The 19,693-nt window shown below is 68.3% G+C and carries 24 protein-coding genes; 10 read left to right on the forward strand and 14 right to left on the reverse strand.

The window, feature by feature from the left end; genetic code table 11:
• Positions 1-35: 35 nt before the first annotated feature.
• Genes JKG67_RS05865 through JKG67_RS05880 form a run of 4 tightly spaced genes read right to left on the reverse strand, consistent with a single transcriptional unit; the run spans position 36 to position 3,256 of the window.
• A complete protein-coding gene (locus JKG67_RS05865; protein ID WP_203336331.1) occupies positions 36-872 on the reverse strand; it encodes a class I SAM-dependent methyltransferase in 837 nt (278 codons plus the stop codon).
• Positions 869-1,456 (reverse strand): serine O-acetyltransferase, encoded by a 588-nt coding sequence (locus tag JKG67_RS18830; protein ID WP_275403277.1) that lies wholly within the window; start codon positions 1,454-1,456, stop codon positions 869-871. Before JKG67_RS18830 ends, JKG67_RS05865 begins: the two co-directional genes overlap by 4 nt.
• Before the next feature lie 10 nt (positions 1,457-1,466).
• Positions 1,467-2,195, reverse strand: a complete 729-nt coding sequence (locus JKG67_RS05875) for an FkbM family methyltransferase (RefSeq protein WP_203336332.1) — start codon at positions 2,193-2,195, stop codon at positions 1,467-1,469.
• A complete protein-coding gene (locus JKG67_RS05880; protein ID WP_203336333.1) occupies positions 2,195-3,256 on the reverse strand; it encodes a glycosyltransferase family 4 protein in 1,062 nt (353 codons plus the stop codon). The genes JKG67_RS05875 and JKG67_RS05880 overlap by 1 nt, the downstream gene beginning before the upstream one ends.
• Positions 3,257-3,397: 141 nt before the next feature.
• Between JKG67_RS05880 and JKG67_RS05885 the strand changes: the two genes are divergently transcribed.
• Entirely contained in the window at positions 3,398-4,051 is a 654-nt protein-coding gene (locus tag JKG67_RS05885; RefSeq protein WP_203336334.1) for a class I SAM-dependent methyltransferase, read from the forward strand.
• A gap of 10 nt (positions 4,052-4,061) precedes the next feature.
• Here the strand turns inward: JKG67_RS05885 and JKG67_RS05890 are convergent, their stop codons facing one another.
• Positions 4,062-5,168 (reverse strand): glycosyltransferase family protein, encoded by a 1,107-nt coding sequence (locus JKG67_RS05890; protein WP_203336335.1) that lies wholly within the window; start codon positions 5,166-5,168, stop codon positions 4,062-4,064.
• Positions 5,165-5,728, reverse strand: coding sequence for a serine O-acetyltransferase (locus tag JKG67_RS18835; RefSeq protein ID WP_203336336.1), 564 nt, complete (start codon positions 5,726-5,728; stop codon positions 5,165-5,167). The genes JKG67_RS05890 and JKG67_RS18835 overlap by 4 nt, the downstream gene beginning before the upstream one ends.
• Before the next feature lie 164 nt (positions 5,729-5,892).
• Here JKG67_RS18835 and JKG67_RS05900 point away from each other — a divergent pair, with 164 nt between their 5' ends.
• Genes JKG67_RS05900 through JKG67_RS05915 form a run of 4 tightly spaced genes read left to right on the forward strand, consistent with a single transcriptional unit; the run spans position 5,893 to position 8,196 of the window.
• Positions 5,893-6,237, forward strand: a complete 345-nt coding sequence (locus JKG67_RS05900) for a PadR family transcriptional regulator (RefSeq protein ID WP_203336337.1) — start codon at positions 5,893-5,895, stop codon at positions 6,235-6,237.
• Positions 6,234-6,578, forward strand: a complete 345-nt coding sequence (locus JKG67_RS05905) for a DUF1048 domain-containing protein (protein WP_203336338.1) — start codon at positions 6,234-6,236, stop codon at positions 6,576-6,578. The genes JKG67_RS05900 and JKG67_RS05905 overlap by 4 nt, the downstream gene beginning before the upstream one ends.
• A 31-nt stretch (positions 6,579-6,609) precedes the next feature.
• Positions 6,610-7,419, forward strand: coding sequence for an ABC transporter ATP-binding protein (locus JKG67_RS05910; protein ID WP_203336339.1), 810 nt, complete (start codon positions 6,610-6,612; stop codon positions 7,417-7,419).
• A gap of 18 nt (positions 7,420-7,437) precedes the next feature.
• On the forward strand, positions 7,438-8,196 hold the full coding sequence (locus JKG67_RS05915) for an ABC transporter permease (protein ID WP_203336340.1): 759 nt from the start codon (positions 7,438-7,440) through the stop codon (positions 8,194-8,196).
• A 12-nt stretch (positions 8,197-8,208) separates the two neighbouring features.
• Here the strand turns inward: JKG67_RS05915 and JKG67_RS05920 are convergent, their stop codons facing one another.
• Together JKG67_RS05920 and JKG67_RS05925 are read right to left on the reverse strand one after the other, a co-directional pair.
• On the reverse strand, positions 8,209-8,655 hold the full coding sequence (locus JKG67_RS05920) for a thioredoxin family protein (RefSeq protein ID WP_203336341.1): 447 nt from the start codon (positions 8,653-8,655) through the stop codon (positions 8,209-8,211).
• Positions 8,656-8,691: 36 nt separating this feature from the next.
• Entirely contained in the window at positions 8,692-9,006 is a 315-nt protein-coding gene (locus JKG67_RS05925; protein ID WP_203336342.1) for a MoaD/ThiS family protein, read from the reverse strand.
• 42 nt (positions 9,007-9,048) lie between these two features.
• Here JKG67_RS05925 and JKG67_RS05930 point away from each other — a divergent pair, with 42 nt between their 5' ends.
• Positions 9,049-9,780: a winged helix-turn-helix domain-containing protein gene (locus JKG67_RS05930; protein ID WP_203336343.1), complete on the forward strand. Its 732-nt coding sequence runs from the start codon at positions 9,049-9,051 to the stop codon at positions 9,778-9,780.
• 11 nt (positions 9,781-9,791) lie between these two features.
• Positions 9,792-10,610 carry a mycothiol synthase gene (mshD, locus tag JKG67_RS05935; RefSeq protein ID WP_307816449.1) on the forward strand — a complete coding sequence of 273 codons (819 nt, stop codon included), beginning with the start codon at positions 9,792-9,794 and terminating at the stop codon, positions 10,608-10,610.
• On the opposite strand, the gene JKG67_RS05940 is transcribed toward mshD, so the two are convergent.
• On the reverse strand, positions 10,607-11,668 hold the full coding sequence (locus JKG67_RS05940) for an alpha/beta hydrolase (protein ID WP_203336344.1): 1,062 nt from the start codon (positions 11,666-11,668) through the stop codon (positions 10,607-10,609). The genes mshD and JKG67_RS05940 overlap by 4 nt on opposite strands.
• A 75-nt stretch (positions 11,669-11,743) precedes the next feature.
• Between JKG67_RS05940 and JKG67_RS05945 the strand changes: the two genes are divergently transcribed.
• From JKG67_RS05945 to JKG67_RS05955, 3 genes are all read left to right on the forward strand, one after another.
• Entirely contained in the window at positions 11,744-13,924 is a 2,181-nt protein-coding gene (locus tag JKG67_RS05945; protein ID WP_203336345.1) for an RNA degradosome polyphosphate kinase, read from the forward strand.
• Between the two features lie 137 nt (positions 13,925-14,061).
• Entirely contained in the window at positions 14,062-14,658 is a 597-nt protein-coding gene (locus JKG67_RS05950) for a DUF47 domain-containing protein (protein WP_307816450.1), read from the forward strand.
• A 4-nt stretch (positions 14,659-14,662) separates the two neighbouring features.
• Positions 14,663-15,667, forward strand: a complete 1,005-nt coding sequence (locus JKG67_RS05955) for an inorganic phosphate transporter (RefSeq protein ID WP_203336347.1) — start codon at positions 14,663-14,665, stop codon at positions 15,665-15,667.
• An 18-nt stretch (positions 15,668-15,685) separates the two neighbouring features.
• Here the strand turns inward: JKG67_RS05955 and JKG67_RS05960 are convergent, their stop codons facing one another.
• The 5 genes from JKG67_RS05960 to pstC all read right to left on the reverse strand — a co-directional run bounded on the left by JKG67_RS05960 (position 15,686) and on the right by pstC (position 19,688).
• Positions 15,686-16,081 carry an arsenate reductase ArsC gene (locus JKG67_RS05960; RefSeq protein ID WP_203336348.1) on the reverse strand — a complete coding sequence of 132 codons (396 nt, stop codon included), beginning with the start codon at positions 16,079-16,081 and terminating at the stop codon, positions 15,686-15,688.
• Positions 16,078-16,830 (reverse strand): aquaporin, encoded by a 753-nt coding sequence (locus JKG67_RS05965; RefSeq protein ID WP_203336349.1) that lies wholly within the window; start codon positions 16,828-16,830, stop codon positions 16,078-16,080. Before JKG67_RS05965 ends, JKG67_RS05960 begins: the two co-directional genes overlap by 4 nt.
• A 68-nt stretch (positions 16,831-16,898) precedes the next feature.
• A complete protein-coding gene (pstB, locus tag JKG67_RS05970; protein WP_372442040.1) occupies positions 16,899-17,747 on the reverse strand; it encodes a phosphate ABC transporter ATP-binding protein PstB in 849 nt (282 codons plus the stop codon).
• Between the two features lie 46 nt (positions 17,748-17,793).
• The gene (pstA, locus tag JKG67_RS05975) at positions 17,794-18,729 is read right to left on the reverse strand and encodes a phosphate ABC transporter permease PstA (protein WP_203336351.1); all 936 of its coding nucleotides are present in this window, start codon (positions 18,727-18,729) and stop codon (positions 17,794-17,796) included.
• The gene (gene pstC, locus JKG67_RS05980) at positions 18,726-19,688 is read right to left on the reverse strand and encodes a phosphate ABC transporter permease subunit PstC (RefSeq protein WP_203336352.1); all 963 of its coding nucleotides are present in this window, start codon (positions 19,686-19,688) and stop codon (positions 18,726-18,728) included. Before pstC ends, pstA begins: the two co-directional genes overlap by 4 nt.
• Positions 19,689-19,693: the final 5 nt, after the last annotated feature.

Consider the following 19,693-nt stretch of genomic DNA (forward strand, 5'->3'; position numbering starts at 1 on the left):
GGGCTCTCCTTCGGAGTCGGTGGTGCAGGTGCAGGTCAGGCGGTGGGCTTGGTGGCGGCGATGAGTCCGTAGCCGAAGGTGCCGTCGCGCCACAATCCCTCGAGGATGTCGCACGAGGACACGAAGTCGGCCAGACCCTGGCCACCGATCATCTCAGTGACCGCGACGGCGTGTGCCTCGGCGTTGGCCCGCCAACGGTCGAAGGTGGGCAGCGTCGCCTGGGTGAGGTCATCGACGACGTCCACGTCGAGGCCGGCGGCGCTGAACCCGTCGGCGTAGGTCGACAGCGACGCGAGGTGTGCCTCGCCGAAGGCGGCTCGGAGCACCGCGAACTCCGCTCGGCGCTCCCGGACCTCGAGGAACGGGATGGTCCGGTGCGCGATCAGGTCGCACAGCACCACCCGGCCGCCGGGACGGAGCACCCGGGCGCACTCGTTCATCAGTGCGGCCCGGTCGCGCATCAGGTGCGAGGACTCCAGCACCCAGACCCGGTCGAAGCTGGCGTCGGGAAGGCCATTGGCGGTGCCGTCCCGAAGCTCGAAGTCGACCCCGGACAGGCCGCGCGCTGCGGCCCGGGCGGTGGCCTCGGCGATGCCGACCTCGCTGGTGGTGATCCCGAGGATCTCGACCGCGAACTCCTCGGCCAGGTCGCAGGCGGGAGCACCGGACCCGCAACCGACGTCGAGGACCCGCAGGCCGGGCGCGAGTTGTGCCGCCTCGATCATCCGTCGGGTGAGCGCACCGGTGGCGACGTCGAGGGGCTCGGCGCCGGTGGCGAAGACCCCGTAGTGGAGTTCGTCGCCGAGCAGCAGGTGCCATGCCCTGGTGACATGGTCGTAGTGCTCGGCAGGGTCGTAGCCGACGTCGGTCACTGTGCCGCCTCCCTGGTCCCTACCTGGCGGGCCGGCGAGCCCATCACCACTGCGTTGTCGGGGACGTCCTTCAGGACCACGGAGTTGGCGCCCACCATCGCGTTGCGGCCGATGGTGACCCCACCGACGAGCACGGCGTTGGCACCGATTGCGGCACCGTCGCCGATGACGGCGAACTCCTGCTCCTTGCCCTCCTCGTAGTAGCGCGCGGCACAGGTCACCCCGCCGGCGAAGCTCACGTCGTCGCCGATCGTCAGTCCGAAACCGATGGTCACCCCGACCGGGTGGGCGAGCATGAAGCCCTTCCCGATCCGCATCCCGGCCCCGAAGTCGGCACCTACCAGAGTGTTGCCCGGGGTGCGCAGCATGTGGGCGAGGCGTTCGTGCCCGGAGCGGTAGAGACACTGCTGGGCGCGCAGGATGATCGAGGCGAGCAGACCGGGCAGGGTCGGCAGCCGAAGGAGCACCTTCAGCCAGCTGGCCCGGTCGGGCCGGTACCGGGCGTAGTCGGAGAAGACCAGCTCGGAGAAGCTCATGGTGTCGGCAGACGATCCGGTCGCGACGTCGAGGGAGGGCTCGGACATGGGTCGCAGCCTAGTGGGTCTCGGGCCGCAGGAAGATGCCGTCCATCTGCAGAATCTCCCCGGTGGGGGCGGCATAGCCCTGCTCGACCACGGCCAGGGTGAATCCCGACTGGTAGGCCCAGGAGATCATCTCGTCGACCAGTGGCCCGCCCTCGTAGAGGGGCACGAAGGAGAGTTCCAGCTGCAGACCGACGCATCGAGCCACCGTCTCCGGCGCACCGGACAGGACCGCCCGCTCGAACCCCTGGGTGTCGATCTTGAGGAACGGCCGCTCCGCCCCCGGCGCCACCTGGTCGATGACGTCGTCGAGCCGGGCGACGGTGATGGTCTCGGTGCCGACGTAGTCCACCCAGGGCGCGGCCTCCCGATGCGCGTCGAGCATCGGCAGCAGCGAGCTGCTGGTGCTGTTGGAGGCGATGTTGATGGTGGCCTCACCGGCGGTGTCCCCGAGTCCGATCTGCCGGGCATCCCAACTCTCGTCAACAGCCGCACGGGCCACGAGCTCGGCGAACGGAGCGCTCATCGGCTCGAAGGAGACGATCCGGCCGCGGTAGCCGAACTCGCGCAACTCCCCGGCGTACGCTCCGGTGGCGGCGCCGACGTCGAGGACGACGTCCACGCCGCGCGCCTGCAGAAGCTTCTGGCGGCGACTGGCCGGATGTCGACGCACCTCGAAGCCGCCGCGGGCCAGCCGGGCAGCCAGCAACCGCGCCGTCCGATGACGAACTCCGCCGCCCATCAGTCATGGCTCCGATCGACGCGATAGGCGAGTTGTTCGTGAAGGTTCTGAGCCCAGATCTCTGGAGTCAGCCTGGATCCGAGCGCCCGGCTGCCCTCGGACATGGCAGCGAGACGCGCGTCATCCGTCCGGGTCATCCTCTCCATCACGTCCACGAGCACGTCCACGTCACCGGCCGGGACGGTCCAGCCGTTGAAGCCGTCCTGGAGCAGATGGGGTACCGCACCGACCCCATCAGAGGCAATGATCGGCAGGCCCGCCACCGCTGCCTCGTGCAGGACGACCCCGTACCACTCGATATGCGCCGGGTGCAGCAGCGCCGAACTGGTGTGCATGAGGTCAGCCAGGCCTTCCGGCTGGGTGAATCCATGCAGCACGACACCGTCGATCCCCTCGAACTCGGTCCTCAGCGGCCCGTCGCCTGCGATGTGCAGTTCCCACGGGTCGGACACTCTCGTGCGGTAGCTGCGATAGGCCGCGGCGAGTTCCGCCGGAGCCTTGTGCCAGATGAGTCTGCCGGCGAACAGGAACCGCCGACGACTCGCGAGCTCGCCGGCCTCCCGTGCGCCTCGGTCGAAGAGCTCCGTGTCCGCCGAGTTGGCACCCCGGATGAAGTCGGTGAAGCCGATCCGGCGCGCGAACAGTTCGGACCTCTCTCCCGGCACCCAGGCGCAGTCGAACAGCGGGTCGACATAGAAGCGATGTGCCAGCAGCCCCGCCCACTGCTTCACCGACCCATGCCAGAAGTTGCTGGTGAAGACCACTCGGAGCGCGCGACCCTTCATCCTCTTCATCACCGCGCGATAGCCCTTGCCGTCCCAGGACCACATGATCACCACGTCCGGCGCGAACTCCTCGACCAGCGGGACCATCACGTCCGGGCCAGGCATCTCCGACCACACGTGTCGGATCACGCTGGCACTGAACCGATCCTTGTCGAAGGGGGCGTACGCCATGGAGTCCGGATGCACGAGCAACAACTCATCGCCCCGATCGCTCAGCGCTTGGAAGCACCGATCCTGGTACGCCGTCAGGCCGGTCATCAGCACTGCGATTCTCACCGTCGCACTCCTCCTCGTCAGCGACGCCAGACTCTGGCGGACCCCGCGACCCTATCGCCTCACGAGAGTGCCCTTGCGCGTTCTCAGGATCATTCGCACACGACTGGCCGACGCGGAAGCCCGCGCGGTAGCCTTCCGCTCGTGAATCCCCGACTTCGAGCAGTGGCCCGAGCGAGCGTCCGCACCGTGAACACCCCCGTCGCCAAGCTCCGGCTCGGTCGAGCACTGGCACAAGCCCCTCGCCCGCTTCGACTCGAGATCGGAGGACTGGTCGCCCGGGAAGGCTGGGTGGTGACCAACGTCAATGCCGTCGCACGCAACTACCTGGATGCGACGCGCCGGTGGCCGCTCGATGACGATTCGGTCGAGGTCGTGTACGCCGACAACGTCATCGAGCACATCGATCTCGAGGCCGGGCGGGCGCTGTTGGCCGAGGCCGCCCGGTGCCTCCAGCCCGGCGGGGTGATTCGACTGGTCACGCCCGACATCCGGGCTCATGTCGACATGTACCTCAACGGCGACGACCCGGCAAACAGTGCGGCGGGCAGGCACTACCGCAGTATCGGCCTCACCGTGGAGCATCCGATCGACCTCGTCCGCATCCCGATCGGCTCCTTCGGCCACCATGTCGGCTATGTCTACGACTACGAGACCTTGGCCGCGGAGTTGACCAGGGCCGGGTTCTCCAACGTGGTGCGCTGTGAGTTGGGCGAGAGCCCCCATCCGGCCTTGCACGGGCTCGACAACTCCACCCGCGAGGGTGGCGCCCAGATCGCGGTCGAAGCGGTCCGCTGACCCGATCGGTTCAGCGGACCCCGAGCAGCACTTCTGCGAACTCGTCCGCTGTAGGTAGCGAGACACGTCCTTGAGGGCTCCAGGCGGGGTCCAGTACTCGAAGCACTGCGGCGCCCATCGAGTCAGCGTCAACCTCGGCGGCAACACCGCCTCCGGTGGCCCGCACCTCACGGGCGCGCACCTGGGATCCGGCTGTCACCACCGGCACCCCGGCAGCCAGCGCCTTGCCCATGATGCCGCTGGGGCCATTGTTGGTCAGCGCTATCGGCACCACGTCGACGCAGGCCACCAGCTCGTCGAGGACCTTGTCGGGCAGGAACCCGTCCCGGGTGAGCACCCGGTCACGTCGCTCGGCCGGTAGACCGTCGAGCCATGCCGCGACCTCGTCGCTGAGCCCTCCGGCGAGCAGCAGGTCGATCTCTCCACCGGCCGCATCCAGCGCCGCCAGCACCAGCGGCGCGTTCTTGCGCTCGGTGACCGCGCCGAAGATGCCGGCCAGTCTGCGGTCCGGCGGCAGTCCATGCTCGGCCCGCAGCCTGGCCCGGTCCCGGGAGTGAGCCTCACACACGGCAGGGTCACGCACGCGCTTGACCAGCCACCCGGCGGCCATGTCCTCGCGGCCGGCGAATCCTGCGACACGGTGCAGGGTGCCGGTGATCATCGCCAGTAACGCCAGCGATGCCTTGGCCACGCGGAGCTTCCAGCCGAAGGTGTCCCACGGCTGCAGGCGGGCCGGGTAGCGGGTCAGCATGAAGATCACCTTCGGCCGGCGCGGCAGCCGCCGGAGTTCACGCCGGGCCACCCACCACCACCGCTTCAGTGACTGGTCGGCGTCCATCACCACCACTCGGGCGACGGGGCGGCGCCGACACACCTCGGCGATCGCGGCCGCGATCTGCGCGGTCGGCGGGTAGATCTCGGCGAAGGGCACCTCGACGTCGAGCTCGAGTCCGGCGCCCTCGAGCAGCACCTGGTAGGCGTTGTCGGAGCGGCCGACCTGTGAGGTGAGCAGCAGTACGTCGTCGGTGCGGGCCGCGACCCGGGCGACGTTGGCGACGGCCTGGAAACGGTGCCCGCCCGGGTCGGGCTCAACGATGACGGTGACGTCGTTGGTCATGCGGTGTCTCTGCTCCTCAACACTTTGGCGGGGTTGCCGCCGACGATGGTGTCTGCCGGCACGTCCGCGGTGACCACGGCGTTGGCCCCCACGATGGCCCGGTCGCCGATCCGCACCGGCCCGAGGATCACCGCCCCGGCACCGATCTCGACCTCGTCGCCGAGCGTCGGTGAGCCGTTGCGGGCGTGGGGGGTGGCTCGGCCCTTCTCGCCGAGGGTGACCCCCTGGCTGAGCCGGCAGCGACGCCCGGCGAGCACGCCACCGCCGATCACCACGCCGGTGGAGTGCACCAGGGCGAACCCGGGACCGAGCCGGGCGTCGGGGTGGATCTCGGCGCCGCCGAGGGTCACCGACAGTGAGCGCAGCACGAAGGCCAGCGGACGCAGCGGGGTGCGGGCCAGAGCAGCGGCGACGCGGTGCAGCACCACCACCTGGACGGCTGGGGTGATCAGCAACTTGCCTGCCACCTTCACCCAGTAGCCGACCTGCCACCGCACCGGGCCGTCGCTGGGCGGCCGGTAGACGTTGGCCTGAATGTCAGCCGAAACCGTGCGCCACACGTGTCGTCCTCCTCGGGTCGAGGGTCACTCTAGACCTTCGCGCAGGGAGACGCGGTGGCCCATCGGGGGAGTGGGGCGGGGGAGGTCCGGAGCGACTTGCCAACCCGGTATTCAGTGCTACTATCTACCAGTACTCAGTAACACTAGATACTGCGGAGGGTCGAATGGGCAAGCAGATCACCGAGATGCTCAAGGGCACCCTTGAGGGCATCGTCCTCGCGATCCTGGCCATCCGGCCGGCGTACGGATACGAGATCACCGCACAACTGCGTGAGCGCGGCCTCAGCGACATCGCCGAGGGAACGATCTACGCGCTCCTGGTCAGGCTCGAGAAGCGCGGCTCCGTGGCTGCGGAGAAGGTGCCTTCGGAGAAGGGCCCACCCCGCAAGGTCTATTCACTGACCGACGCCGGACACGACCAGCTCGACGAGTTCTGGAGCACCTGGAACTTCCTCGTGGAACGCATCGAGCAACTCAACGATAGAAGCGAAAGAGGAGAACACCGATGATCAGGAAATTTGTCGGCGAGAAGCGCCGCTGGAAGCGGTACAAGGCACGCACCGCGCGCCTTGCCGCCCCCTACGGACCGGCGGTCGAGGCGCTGGAGAGGTATCTGATGTACTACGCGGCCATCACGAAGGGGGACGTGCTGATGTCGATGCTCGAAGACCTCGCGGACCTCTTCGAGCAGGGTGCGGCGGACGGCACCTCGATCCGCGCACTCGTAGGCCCCGACCCCGTGGAGTTCGCCGAGGAGTTCGTCCAGAACTACTCCGAGGCGCAATGGATCAGCAAGGAGCGGACGCGTCTCACCAAGGCCATCGATCTTCTCGCTGCCCAGGAGTCGTGACCACCGTGACCAGGAGCAGGAGACAAGACCGATGACACTCGCCACACAACAGTCGGGAATCCGGGTGCGGGGACTGACCAAGTCCTACCGGGATCTCGAGGTCCTGCGCGGTATCGACCTTGACGTGGTTCCAGGAAGCATCGTCGCCCTGCTGGGGTCGAACGGAGCCGGCAAGACGACGCTGGTGAAGATCCTGGCCACGCTGCTGGTTGCCGACTCCGGGGTCGCAGAGGTGAACGGATTCAACACCGCCTCCGAGTCCGCCCAGGTGCGGGCGTCGATCAGCCTCACCGGACAGTTCGCTGCGGTCGACGAGATCCTCACCGGCCGAGAGAATCTGACGCTGGTGGCCAGGCTGCGACATGTCGCCGACCCGGCCGGGGTCGCCGACGAACTCCTGACGCGATTCTCGCTCCTCGAGGCAGCCGGCCGCCGAGTCGCGACGTACTCCGGAGGCATGCGGCGCCGGCTCGACATCGCGATGAGCATGATCGGGAATCCCCCCGTGGCCTTCCTCGACGAGCCCACCACCGGACTGGATCCCCAGTCCCGCACCGAGGTGTGGGACTGCATCAGGGAGCTGGCCGGCGCCGGCACCACGGTCCTGCTGACCACCCAGTACCTCGACGAGGCCGAGCAGCTCGCGGACCGGATCGCAATCCTGCATCAGGGTCGCATCATCGTGACCGGGACTCTGGCCGAACTCACCCGACTGATGCCGCCCACGAGGATCGAGTACGTCGAGAAGCGGCCGACGCTCGAGGAGATCTTCCTGGCGCTCGTCGGCGATGCCCACCCCACCCACGACCCCCGTGGCGCCGACAGCACCGGCGCCGACTGACCGATACGGAGCACCCTCATGTCCACCTACCTCGCCGACTCGGCTGCCCTCCTCGGGAGATCACTGCGACACGTCGCTCGCAGCCCGGACACGATCATCACCACCGCCGTGATGCCGATCGCGTTCATGCTGCTGTTCGTCTACGTCTTCGGCGGAGCGATCGATTCCGGCACCGACTCCTACGTCGCCTACCTGCTGCCCGGAATTCTCATCATCACCATCGCCTCCGGGGTCTCCTACACCGCGTTCCGGCTGTTCAATGACGTCAAGAGCGGCATCTTCGAACGGTTCCAGTCGATGCCGATAGCCCGCTCGTCCGTGCTGTGGGCACACGTGTTGACCTCCCTGGTGGCGAACCTGGTCGCGGTCGCAGTGGTGCTGCTCGTCGCCGTGACGATGGGCTTCCGCTCCCCCGCCGGGCCGTTGGCCTGGCTGATGGTCGGCGCGATCCTGATCCTGTTCACCTTGGCGCTGACCTGGATCGCCGTGATCCCCGGACTCACCGCTACCTCGGTGGAGGGCGCCAGCGCGTTCTCGTACCCGCTGATCCTGCTGCCCTTCGTCAGCTCGGCCTTCGTGCCCACCGAGACCATGCCCGGGCCGGTCCGGGCCTTCGCCGAGCACCAGCCCGTCACCTCGATCGTCAACACCATCCGGGACCTGCTCAACGCAGAACCGGTCGGCTCCGGTCTCGTGGTTGCCCTGGCTTGGTGCGTGGGCGTCCTCGCCCTCGCCGTCCTCGCCGCTGGAGCCACCTACCGTCGCCGCTTCCGCTGAGCAGGTCCGAACTCAGACCTCGGCGAGTGCCGCCAGCACCTGTTGCTTGGCCGGCGCCCCCTGGGCCCGGCGTACCTCGCGACCGAATCGATCGAGGACCAGCGTGGTCGGGGTGCGCATGATGCCCAACTCCCGGACCAGTTCGAGATGATGCTCGGCATCGATCTCGAGATGACGCACACCGGGGACGACCTCGGTGATCTCGGTGAGGATCCGGCGGGTGGCGCGGCACGGCGCGCAGAACGCCGATGAGAACTGGAGCAGGGTGGCGCGCTCGCCGAGTTGGTCGGCCCACTCGGTGCCGGCCAGCACCCGCTCGCCCTCGTGCTGCTCGGGTTCCTCGGCTCCGCCGCGGACCCGGTGGGTGCCGGTGAACCGACCGTCGGTGAAGGCGCGGTAGCCCCCGAACGCGAGCGCGCCGGCGACTGCGCCGATCAGCACGATGGTCTCGGTGGTCATGGACATCCGAACTCCGCGATGACCCGGGACATTCCTTCAGCCACCGGCGAAGGGCGGCAGGAACTCGACGGTGTCGCCCGGGCGCACCTGCACCAGGTCCGGATCCTCGGAGGAGACCGGGCGGTCACCGATCAGCACGGAGCAGACCCTCAGCACCGCCGTGGCGTCGGGGTGGCGGTCTGCAGCCAGCCCGCGCAGGTCGGCCAGCGTCACCGGATCGGCGACCCGGAACTGCTCCTCGGCGATGCCCGTGGCGGCGCGGGCAGCCGCCCAGTAGTGCACCGTCACCGACGCAGTCGGAGCCTCGCCCGCGTCCCGCGCCGGCGGGGACACGTGCTCGTCATCGGTCATGTCAAGTATCCTGCCTCATCGGCTGATTGGAGGTGGCACCACGTGAGTACCGTGCTGCTACTGACCAGCGCACTCCAGCCGTCGGCCGACGTACTGCCCGGCCTCTCGCTGCTGGCACACCACGTCAAGATCCTGCCGGCCGAGGGCAGCGCCCTGCTGGAGGCGCCCGACGCCGACCTGCTGCTGGTCGACGGCCGCACCGAGTTGGCCCACGCCCGCGACCTGTGCCGGCTGATCCGGGCCACCGGCTCGGACGTGCCGGTGATCCTGGTGGCCACCGAGGGCGGCCTGGCCGTGGTGCAGGCCGACTGGGGCATGGACGACGTGGTGCTGCACACCTGCGGTCCGGCCGAACTGGACGCCCGCATCAAGCTGGCGATCGGACGACTCGCCGCTCAACGCGAGGCCGACGACCCCGAGTCGCACGTGATCCGCTCCGGCGAAGTGGTCGTCGACGACGCGACGTACACGGCGAAGCTCGGTGGCCGCCCGCTCGACCTGACCTTCAAGGAGTTCGAGCTCCTCAAGTTCCTGGCCCAACACCCGGGCCGGGTCTTCTCCCGGCAGCAGCTGCTGCAGGAGGTGTGGGGCTACGACTACTTCGGCGGCACCCGGACCGTGGACGTACACGTCCGCCGGCTGCGGGCCAAGTTGGGGCCCGAGCACGAGACCCTGATCGGCACCGTGCGCAACGTCGGGTACCGGTTCGTCCTCCCGGCCAAGGAGCAGACCCCCAAGGAGCAGGCGGTCGAGACCGAGGATTCGGTCTCCTGACCGCCGCAGGCGTGGACCCGGCGCTGCTGAGGCATGTCGAGGCGGTCGCCGCCGACGCGGAGAGCCTCGACCAGGTCGACCCCGTCGACGAGGCCACCCGGCTGGCGCTGCGGCACCAGGACCCCGACAGTCTCCACCTCTGGACAAGCGAGGCGGGGTTCGCGTTGCTCATCGACGACGAGTTGACTCTGGTGGTCTCCCCCGCGCATCGGGGTCGGGGCGCCGGGGGTGCGCTGATGCAGCAGGCGCTCGCCGTGGTGGCCCCGGAGTCGCCGCTGCGGGCCTGGTCCCACAGCGATCATCCGGCGGCGGCCGTGCTGGCGCCGCGGGCCGGGATGCGTCGGGCCCGGGAACTCCTGGTGCTGGCCACCGAGCCCCGCCGGGGAGCCCCGACACCACCGCCGGGAGTGCGGATCCGCAACTGGCAACCGCAGGACGCCGACGAACTCCTGCGGGTCAATGCGGCGGCGTTCGCCGACCACCCCGAGCAGGGTGGCATGGACGCCACCGACCTGGCCCGACGGATGGCTGAGCCCTGGTTCGATCCGGCGGACCTCCTGGTCGCGGTCGGTCCGAGCGGTCTGGTCGGCTTCCACTGGACCAAACGGCACGCCTCCGGAGCCGGCGAGGTGTACGTGATCGGAGTCGACCCGACTGCTCAGGGGTCCGGGCTCGGGCGGGTGCTGCTCGAGGCCGGGCTGGACCATCTGGCCGCGTCAGGGGTGGAGCGCGTGCACCTCTACGTCGAAGGGGACAACACCGCGGCCCTGGCCCTGTATCAGCGGCTCGGCTTCACCCCCGTGCGCACCCACGTGCAGTACCGGCGCTAGCCCGACAGCCCGGCGCGGAGCCGGTCGGCGAGCACCGCGACGGCTGCAGGACAGCTGCGCCCCACCGACACCCAGTTCGCGAACCCGTGGATCAGCCCCTCGAAGCGCTGGACCTCCACCTGCACACCGGCGTCGGTCAACTTCGCGGCGTACGCCTCACCCTCGTCGCGGAGCGGGTCGAAGCCGGCGGTGCACAGGTACGCCGGCGCCAGGCCCGGGGGCAGGTCGGCGTGCAAGGGGGATACCCGCGGGTCGGTCTCGTCGGCATCGGCCACGTACAACGCTCGGGGCAGGTCCATGAACTGCTGGGTGAGGTAGAACCCCTCACCGAAGAGAGCACGACTGGCCGACCCGCCGGTCATGTCCGTGCCCGGATAGATGAGCAACTGGAAGGCCAGCGGCCAGCCCTGCTCGGCGGCGGCGATTGCGGTGGTGGCCGCCAGGCAACCGCCGGCAGAGTCTCCCCCGACGGCCAGCCGGTCGGGGTCGGCGTCGAGCCGGTCCAGGTTGTCCAGCACCCACCGGTACGCCGCGATGCAGTCGTCGTGAGCAGCAGGGAAGGCCGCCTCCGGCGCCAGGCGATACGCGACCGAGAGCACGCGCACTCCGGCCTGCTCGGCCAGCACTCGACACAGGGCATCGTGGCTGTCGAGGTCACCGAAGACCCAGCCACCGCCATGGAAGAAGACCAGCAGGGGGTCGGGGCCGGCGCCGGTCACCAGCGACCGGGGGACGTAGAGCCGCGCCGGCAGTTCACCGTCCGCCCCGTCGACGCGCAGGTCCCGGACCGAACCGATCGGCTGCCCGCTGCCGACGATCATGGACTGTTCCCGAAGAATCGCCCGTCCCTGAGGGATCGGCACCGTCTCTGCTCCCGGCAGCCCGGAGAGCCGCATCATCCGCAACGCCAACTGCTGCTCGGGGTCGAGGGTCTGGCCGTCGATCACCACCGGCCGACCTGCGGCTCGGCGCAGCAGCGCAGGCGGTAGGGCCAGTGCCGTGCGCAACAGGGGGCCCTGAGCACGATCGACCAGGTTCAGCAGCGGGGCCGGGAGCATGCGCGAATCCTACGAGTCCATCCCACTCGGGCTGACTTCACCTGCCGTTCACCCGAACCTGCCATGATCGGATCCATGACCAGCGAGCCCGCCACCGCGTCCACCGGCACGTCCCGGACCCTGGACGACGGCCCGCTGGACACCGGGCTGACCGCCATCGGCGGCGACACCTTCGATGTGGACCCGCCGTACGTCCCCGACGCCGACGAACTCGCCGCCGTCCAAGCGTTCGAGGACCGCTTCGCGGATCGGGAGATCTCCTGGTTGAAGTTCAACGAGCGGGTGCTCATCCTGGCCGAGGATCCCGACCTCCCGTTGCTGGAGCGTGTCCGCTTCCTAGCCATCTTCGCCAGCAACCTCGACGAGTTCTTCATGGTCCGGGTGGCCGGCCTGCGCCGGAGGATCGCCGCCGGCGTGGCGGTCCGGGCAGCCTCCGGTCACCTTCCCCGGGAGGTGCTCGCCGCGATCCTCACCCGCACCAAGGAGTTGATGGAACGGCACGCGCGCGTCTTCCGGGAGGAGATCGTCCCCGCGTTGCGGGCCGAGGAGATCGAACTGGTCCGCTGGGACGACCTCGCCCGGGAGGAGCAGAAGCACTGCAAACGGCTCTTCAAGGACCGGGTGTTCCCGGTGCTCACCCCGTTGGCGGTCGACCCGGCGCACCCGTTCCCTTACATCTCCGGCCTGTCCCTGAACCTGGCCGTGCTGGTCCGGAACCCCCAGTCGGGCAAGGAGCACTTCGCCCGGGTCAAGGTTCCGCCGATCTTCGAACGGTTCGTCTCCGTCGGCAACCAGCGGTTCGTGCCCCTGGAGGACGTGATCGGGGTGCACCTGCACCGGTTGTTCCCCGGCATGGAGGTCCTCCAGGTGCACACGTTCCGGGTCACCCGCAACGAGGACCTCGAGGTCGAGGAGGACGATGCTGAGAACCTGCTCGCCGCCCTGGAGAAGGAACTGCTCCGGCGCCGCTTCGGCCCGCCGGTCCGGCTGGAGGTCGAGGAGTCGATCGATCCACGAGTGTTGAAGCTGTTGATCTCGGAGCTGGAGGTGGACGCCGACGAGGTGTTCCGGCTGCAGGGTCCGCTGGACCTCACCGGGCTGAACGACATCGCCGACCTCGACCGAGGCGACCTCAAGTACCCCACGTTCGTCCCGAAGACGCACCACCTGCTGGCTCCGGTGGAGTCCGCCTCCCCGGTCGACGTGTTCAAGGCCGTACGACGCCAGGACGTGCTGCTGCACCACCCCTACGACTCGTTCGCGACCTCGGTGCAGCGCTTCCTCGAGCAGGCGGCCGCAGACCCCCACGTCCTGGCCATCAAGCAGACGCTCTACCGGACCTCGGGCGACTCACCGATCATCGACGCCCTCGTCGACGCCGCCCAGTCCGGCAAACAGGTGCTGGTGATCGTGGAGATCAAGGCCAGGTTCGACGAGTCCAACAACATCCGTTGGGCCCGCAAACTCGAACATGCCGGCTGCCACGTGGTCTACGGACTGTTGGGCCTGAAGACGCACTGCAAGCTGTCGATGGTGGTCCGCGACGAGCCGGAGGGCATCCGCCGCTATACCCACATCGGCACCGGGAACTACAACCCCAAGACCGCCCGCTTGTACGAGGACCTGGGGCTGCTGACCGCCGACGAGGCCATCGGCCTGGACGTGGCGCACCTCTTCAACAACCTCTCCGGCTTCAGCCGGAAGGCCACCTACGACGAACTGCTGGTCGCCCCGGACTCGGTCCGCGACGGGCTGGTGACCGCGATCCACGGCGAGATCGCCCACCACCTCGCCGGGCGGCCTGCCCGGATCCGGATCAAGGTGAACTCGATCGTCGACGAGGCGCTCATCGACACCCTGTACCTCGCCTCGCAGGCGGGGGTCCCGGTGGACCTGTGGGTGCGCGGCATCTGCGCCCTACGACCCGGCGTACCGGGGCTGTCGGAGACCATCCGGGTGCACTCGGTGCTCGGTCGGTTCCTGGAGCACAGCCGGATCTTCTGGTTCGAAGGAGGCGGCGAACCGCAGGCCTGGATCGGCTCGGCCGACCTCATGCACCGGAACCTGGACCGCCGCGTCGAGGCGCTGGTGCGGTTGCCCGGCGACCTGCCGCTCGAGATCGCCGACCTGCTCGACCTCGCCTTCGCCGAGGACACCGATGCCTGGCATCTGGCTCCGGACGGCGACTGGAGTCGGCACGTAGGCAGCACCCACCTGCAGCAGATCCTGATCGACCAACGCAACCGGCGCCGCTGACCGGCAGCACCGTCCGCGTCGTCGCGCGGACGGGGGTTCAGCACCTGGGGCTACGCGATCGGGGCGGTTGCCCCTAGCATTGCCTCAGTTTCCGCGCCGATGGTCTGGAGTTCACCTTGCGCTTTCGCTTTCGCCCGGTGGAAGGGTCCTTCTACGACCTGTTCACCGAGTCTGCCAACCACCTGGTCACCGGGGCCTCACTGCTGACCGAGATGCTCGCCAACGGCGGCGACCGGGAAGCCATCGCCGCCCGGATGCGCGACGCCGAGCACGCCGCCGACGAGACCACCCACGCGATCATCCGCCGGGTCAACCAGACATTCGTCACCCCGTTCGACCGCGAGGACATCTACGCGCTGGCGTCCGGTCTGGACGACATCATGGACGAGATGGACCACGCGGTCGACCTGGTCCTCCTCTACGAGGTGCACGAACTCCCCGAGACGCTCTCACCGCTGATCGAGGTGATCCAGCGCTGCGCCGACCTGACCGCCGAGGCGATGCCGAAGCTGGCTGCGATGCGCGACCTCGAGGAGTTCTGGATCGAGGTGAACCGGCTGGAGAACATCGGCGACAAGGCGTACCGGCGTACCTTGGCGAACCTGTTCAGCGGCGAGTTCGAGACGCTCACGGTGATCAAGCTGAAGGACATCGTGGAGGCACTCGAGGACGCGATCGACGCCTTCGAAGCGGTGGCGAACATCGTGGAGCAGATCGCAGTCAAGGAGTCCTGAGCCCGTGGAGCTCGCGATCGTCATCACCGTGGTCGTCGTCGCCTTGGTGTTCGACTACACCAACGGTTTCCACGACGCCGCCAACGCCATCGCCACCTCGGTGTCCACCCGGGCACTGACGCCACGGGTGGCGCTGGCCATGGCTGCGGTGATGAACTTCATCGGCGCCTTCCTCGGGCAGGAGGTCGCCAACACCGTCGGCTCCGTGATCGACCCCGGCGAAGGGTCCCATGCGCTGGTGATCGTGATGGGCGGACTGCTCGGCGCGATCATCTGGAATCTGATCACCTGGTACTACGGCCTCCCCTCGTCGTCCTCCCATGCCCTCATCGGCGGGCTGGTCGGCGCCGCGATGGCAGCCGGGGTGAGCGTGAAATGGGACGTGATCGTGAACAAGGTGGTCATCCCGATGATCGCCTCACCGCTGTTCGGGTTCGCTGCCGCGTTCTGCGTCATGGTCGTGATCATGTGGGCGTTCAAGGACTCCCTGCCCGCCCCGACCAACAAGGGTTTCCGGATCGCCCAGACGGTCTCGGCGGCTGCGATGGCGCTCGGGCACGGCCTGCAGGACGCCCAGAAGACCATGGGGGTCATCTTCCTGGCGCTGTTGGCCGGCGGCTACGCCCAGCAGGGTGACTCTCTGCCGTTCTGGGTGATCTTCTCCGCCGCGGCGGCGATCTCGCTGGGCACCTACGCCGGCGGCTGGCGGATCATGCGGACCCTGGGCCGGCGGATCATCCACCTGGATCCGCCCCGCGGGTTCGCCGCCGAGTCGGTGGCAGCCGGCGTGCTGTACACCACCGCGTTCGCCTTCAGCGCCCCGATCTCCACCACCCACACCATCACCTCGGCGGTGATGGGCGTCGGCGCCACCAAGCGGTTCTCGGCGGTCCGATGGGGCGTAGCCCGCTCGATCGTCACGGCCTGGGTGCTGACGTTCCCGATGGCGGGGCTGGTGGCCGCCGTCAGCTACTGGGTGTGCCACCTGGTCCTCGAGGTACTCCTCTGATCCACGCGGGGGCGGGATTCACCCCAGGGAGTCGATCAGGTCGAGGACCCGGCGCTTGATCTCGTCGCGGATCGGCCGCACCGACTCCAGGTCCTGCCCGGCCGGGTCGTCCAGCACCCAGTCCTCGTAGCGCTTGCCAGGGAAGAACGGGCACTCGTCGCCACAGCCCATGGTGATCACCACATCGGAGGCCTGCACCGCCTCGGCAGTCAGCACCTTGGGTGCCTCGGCGGCGATGTCGATACCCTCTTCGGCCATCGCCGCGACCGCCATCGGGTTCACCCGGTCGCCGGGTGCCGAACCGGCGGACCGGACCTCGACGGCGTCGCCGGCGAGTGCGGTGAGGTACGCCGCAGCCATCTGGGAACGGCCGGCGTTGTGCACGCAGACGAACAGGACGGACGGCTTGGTCATCGGGGCTCCTTCTCGGCGGTCGGGGTGCCCGGGAGCTGACTCGCGGTAGTAGTCAGCACTCCCCCCTCAGGCACGGGTGCCGCGACCGGAACCAGCACCCGGATCAGGGCCAGCGCCACCAGCAGACCCACCCCTTGCATGAGCACGAACATCGGAGCGCTGGCCGGCGCGATCCCGGCGAAGGTGTCGGAGAACATCCTCGAGATGGTGACCGCCGGGTTGGCGAAGCTGGTGGAGGAGGTGAACCAGTAGGCGGCGGTGATGAAGCCACCCACAGTGAAGGCGACCCGGTCAGCGCGGCCGACCCTGGCGGTGACGAAGATGGCCAGCAGCAGGCCGACGGTGGCCACGACCTCAGCCAGCCACAGGTGGCCGGCGCTGCGATCCTTGGCTGACCAGTGCACCGCGGGCAGATCGAACATCAGGTTGGCCAAGATCGCGCCACCGATGCCGCCCGCCACCTGAGTCGCGATCAGCACCGGCACCTCCCGCCACGGCACGTTGCCGAGTGCCGCATCAGCCAGGGTGACCACGGGATTGAAGCTCGCCGAGATTCGCTGCAGCATCAGGATCAGCACCGTCAGCATCGCGCCGGTCGCGATCGTGTTCTGGAGCAACTGCAACCCGACGTCGTCGGGCGAGAGAGCGGCCGCCATGATCCCTGAGCCGAGCACCGCCATCAGCAAGAAGGCAGTGCCGACGAACTCGGCTACGAGTCTCCGACTGAGTGGGGGTACGGGCCTGGACATGGCGCACATGCTGTCATGCGCCGATGCGCCCGGGGACAGCCGAGCCTGCTCTCCCGTCATGGCACACCTCACCCGAAGCGGCCGGAGATGTAGTCCTCGGTGCGCTGGTCGGAGGGGTTCGAGAAGATCGTCGTGGTCTTGTCGAACTCCACCAGCAGACCGGTCCGGTTGCCGGTGGTCTCGTCCGGACGCGCAGTGAAGAACGCGGTCCGGTCGGAGACGCGAGCCGCCTGCTGCATGTTGTGGGTGACGATGATGATCGTGTAGTCGTTGCGCAACTCCACCATCAGGTCCTCCACCGCAGCGGTGGCGATCGGGTCCAGTGCCGAGCAGGGCTCGTCCATCAGGATCACGTCGGGTTTGGTCGCGATCGCCCGGGCAATGCAGAGCCGCTGCTGCTGGCCGCCGGACAGACTGAAGGCAGACTCCTTGAGCTTGTCCTTGACCTCGTCCCACAGCGCCGCCTTGCGCAGGCACCACTCGACGTGCTCATCGAGGGATGACTCCAGCTTCATGCCGGTGACCTTGGGGCCGTAGGCGACGTTGTCGTAGATCGACTTGGGGAAGGGGTTCGGCTTCTGGAAGACCATCCCGATGTGTCGACGCACCTCGATGGGGTCGACCTTGGGGTCGTAGATGTTGATGCCGTGGTAGGTCACCGTGCCCTCGACCCGGGCCGAGGCGACCAGATCGTTCATCCGGTTGAGGCAGCGGAGCACCGTCGACTTGCCGCAGCCGGAGGGGCCGATCATCGCGGTGATCTCGTTCTTGCCATAGGCGAGGTTCACGTCGTACACGGCATGGAAGGAGCCGTAGTAGATGTTCAGATCGACCGCCTCGATCACCGGGTTCAGCGGCGCGTCCGGCACGGTGCGGGTGGCGGAGGCCTCGACGAGCGGGGCGTGGGCGTCTGACACGGTGTCTCCTGGGGTCTGTGCTGTGGTCATCGTCATGGAGTCGGGGTCACCACTCTCGGGTGAATCGGTTGCGCAGCCAGATCGCGAACGAGTTCATCATCAGCAGCATGCCCAGCAGCACGATCACTCCCGCGGCGGCGAGGATGTGGAAGTCCGTGTTGGCCTGCGCTGACCAGAAGAAGATCTGCACCGGCAGCACCGTGAAGGAGCCCTCGAAGGGCCCGTCCGGATTCCAGCCGACGAAGGTGGCCGCGCCGATCATGATCAGCGGCGCAGCTTCACCGATGGCTCGCGACAGCGCCAGGATGGTGCCGGTGACGATCCCCGGGATCGATGAGGGCAGCACCTGATGCCAGATGGTGCGCCACTTGGTGGCTCCCATCCCCATCGACGCATGGCGGATCGACGGAGGTACCGCCCGGATCGCCTCACGGGCGGTGACGATCACCGTCGGCAGGACCAGCATGGTCAGCGTCAGCGAGCCCGTGTAGACGACCGAGCCCAGACTCAGGCCGCCGCGGTAGAAGAACGCCAGACCGAGGATGCCGAAGACGATGGACGGCACCGCAGCCAGGTTGCGCAGGTTGATCTCGATGATCCGCACGTACCACGTGTCGTGGTCGGCGAACTCCTCCAGATAGATCGCGGCACTCACCCCCAGCGGCACCACGGTGACGATCAGGCCGACCATCACGTAGAAGGTGCCGATGATCGCGGACTGCATCCCGGACTCACCGAGCCGACTGGCCATCCCGGACGGCATGTTCCGGAGCAGGTTGAGGTCGAGCCTCTCCCAGCCCGCAGTCAACGCCCACAGGATGACCGCGAGCAGCGTCAGGATCGCCACGAAGATGGCGGTGAGCAGGACCGCTTCGAAGGCAGGCCCCTTCCACCGCCCCTGACGTTGGCTGCCGTCCAGTTGGGCCAAGGTGATCTCCCGGGCCGCGTTGACCGCGTTCCGGTTGTGCGCAGCGGTCCTCATTCGTAGGTCTCCCGGAAGCGGCGGACGAAGAAGTCGGCGATCATGTTCATGCCCAGGGTCATCACGAAGAGCACCGAACCGACGGCGAAGATCGTGTAGTACTCGGTCGACCCATGGCTGATGTCGCCGCCGGCCGTCCTGGCGATGAAGGCCGTCATGGTGAGCACCGAATCGTTGGGCCACAGCGACGCGTTCGGTGTCGCTCCGGCGGCCATCAGCACCAGCATCGTCTCGCCGATCCCGCGCGAGATGCCGAGCACGAAGGCGGCCACGATGCCCGACAGCGCGGCCGGCACCACCACCTTGAGCGCCACCTGCATCTTGGTGCTTCCCAGACCGTACGCCGCTTGGCGCAGGCCCGAGGGCACCGCTCGCATCGCGTCCTCGGAGATGGAGGCGATCGTCGGGATCAGCATCACCCCCATCACCAGAGCGGCAGCGCCGGCGAACTGGAGTTCCGGCTCCTGGCCGAGCTTGCCCGGGAGCCAGGTCGGCCAGACCGATTTGAGCATCGGTGCGATGAAGAGCAGGGCGAAGAGGCCGTAGGCGACCGTCGGGACACCCTCGAGCACCTCGATCACCGGCTTGACGATCTTCCGGGTCCGGTTGCTGGCGTACTCGCTGAGCCAGATCGCCGCCCCGAGCCCGCCGGGGATCGCGATGATCAGCGCATACATCGTGATGTTCAGCGTCCCCATCACCAGGTTGAAGACGGGGAAGTCGCCCTGCCAGGGCGCCCACTGGCCGACCCGGAAGAACTCGCTCAGCGGCACCCGCTGGAAGAAGCGGATCGTGTCGCCCAGCAGGGCAGCCACGATCCCGACAGTGATCAGCACCGAGAGGGACGCGCAGAGGAGCAGCCAGCCCACGATCGCCTTCTCGCCCAAGCGGGAACTGCTCGGACCCAGGTTGATCGGTGGAGTCTCTCCGTCCTGGACATCGGACAAGGTGGTGCTCATGCGCG

This window comes from Nocardioides limicola (assembly GCF_016827675.1).
Lineage (GTDB): Bacteria > Actinomycetota > Actinomycetes > Propionibacteriales > Nocardioidaceae > Nocardioides > Nocardioides limicola.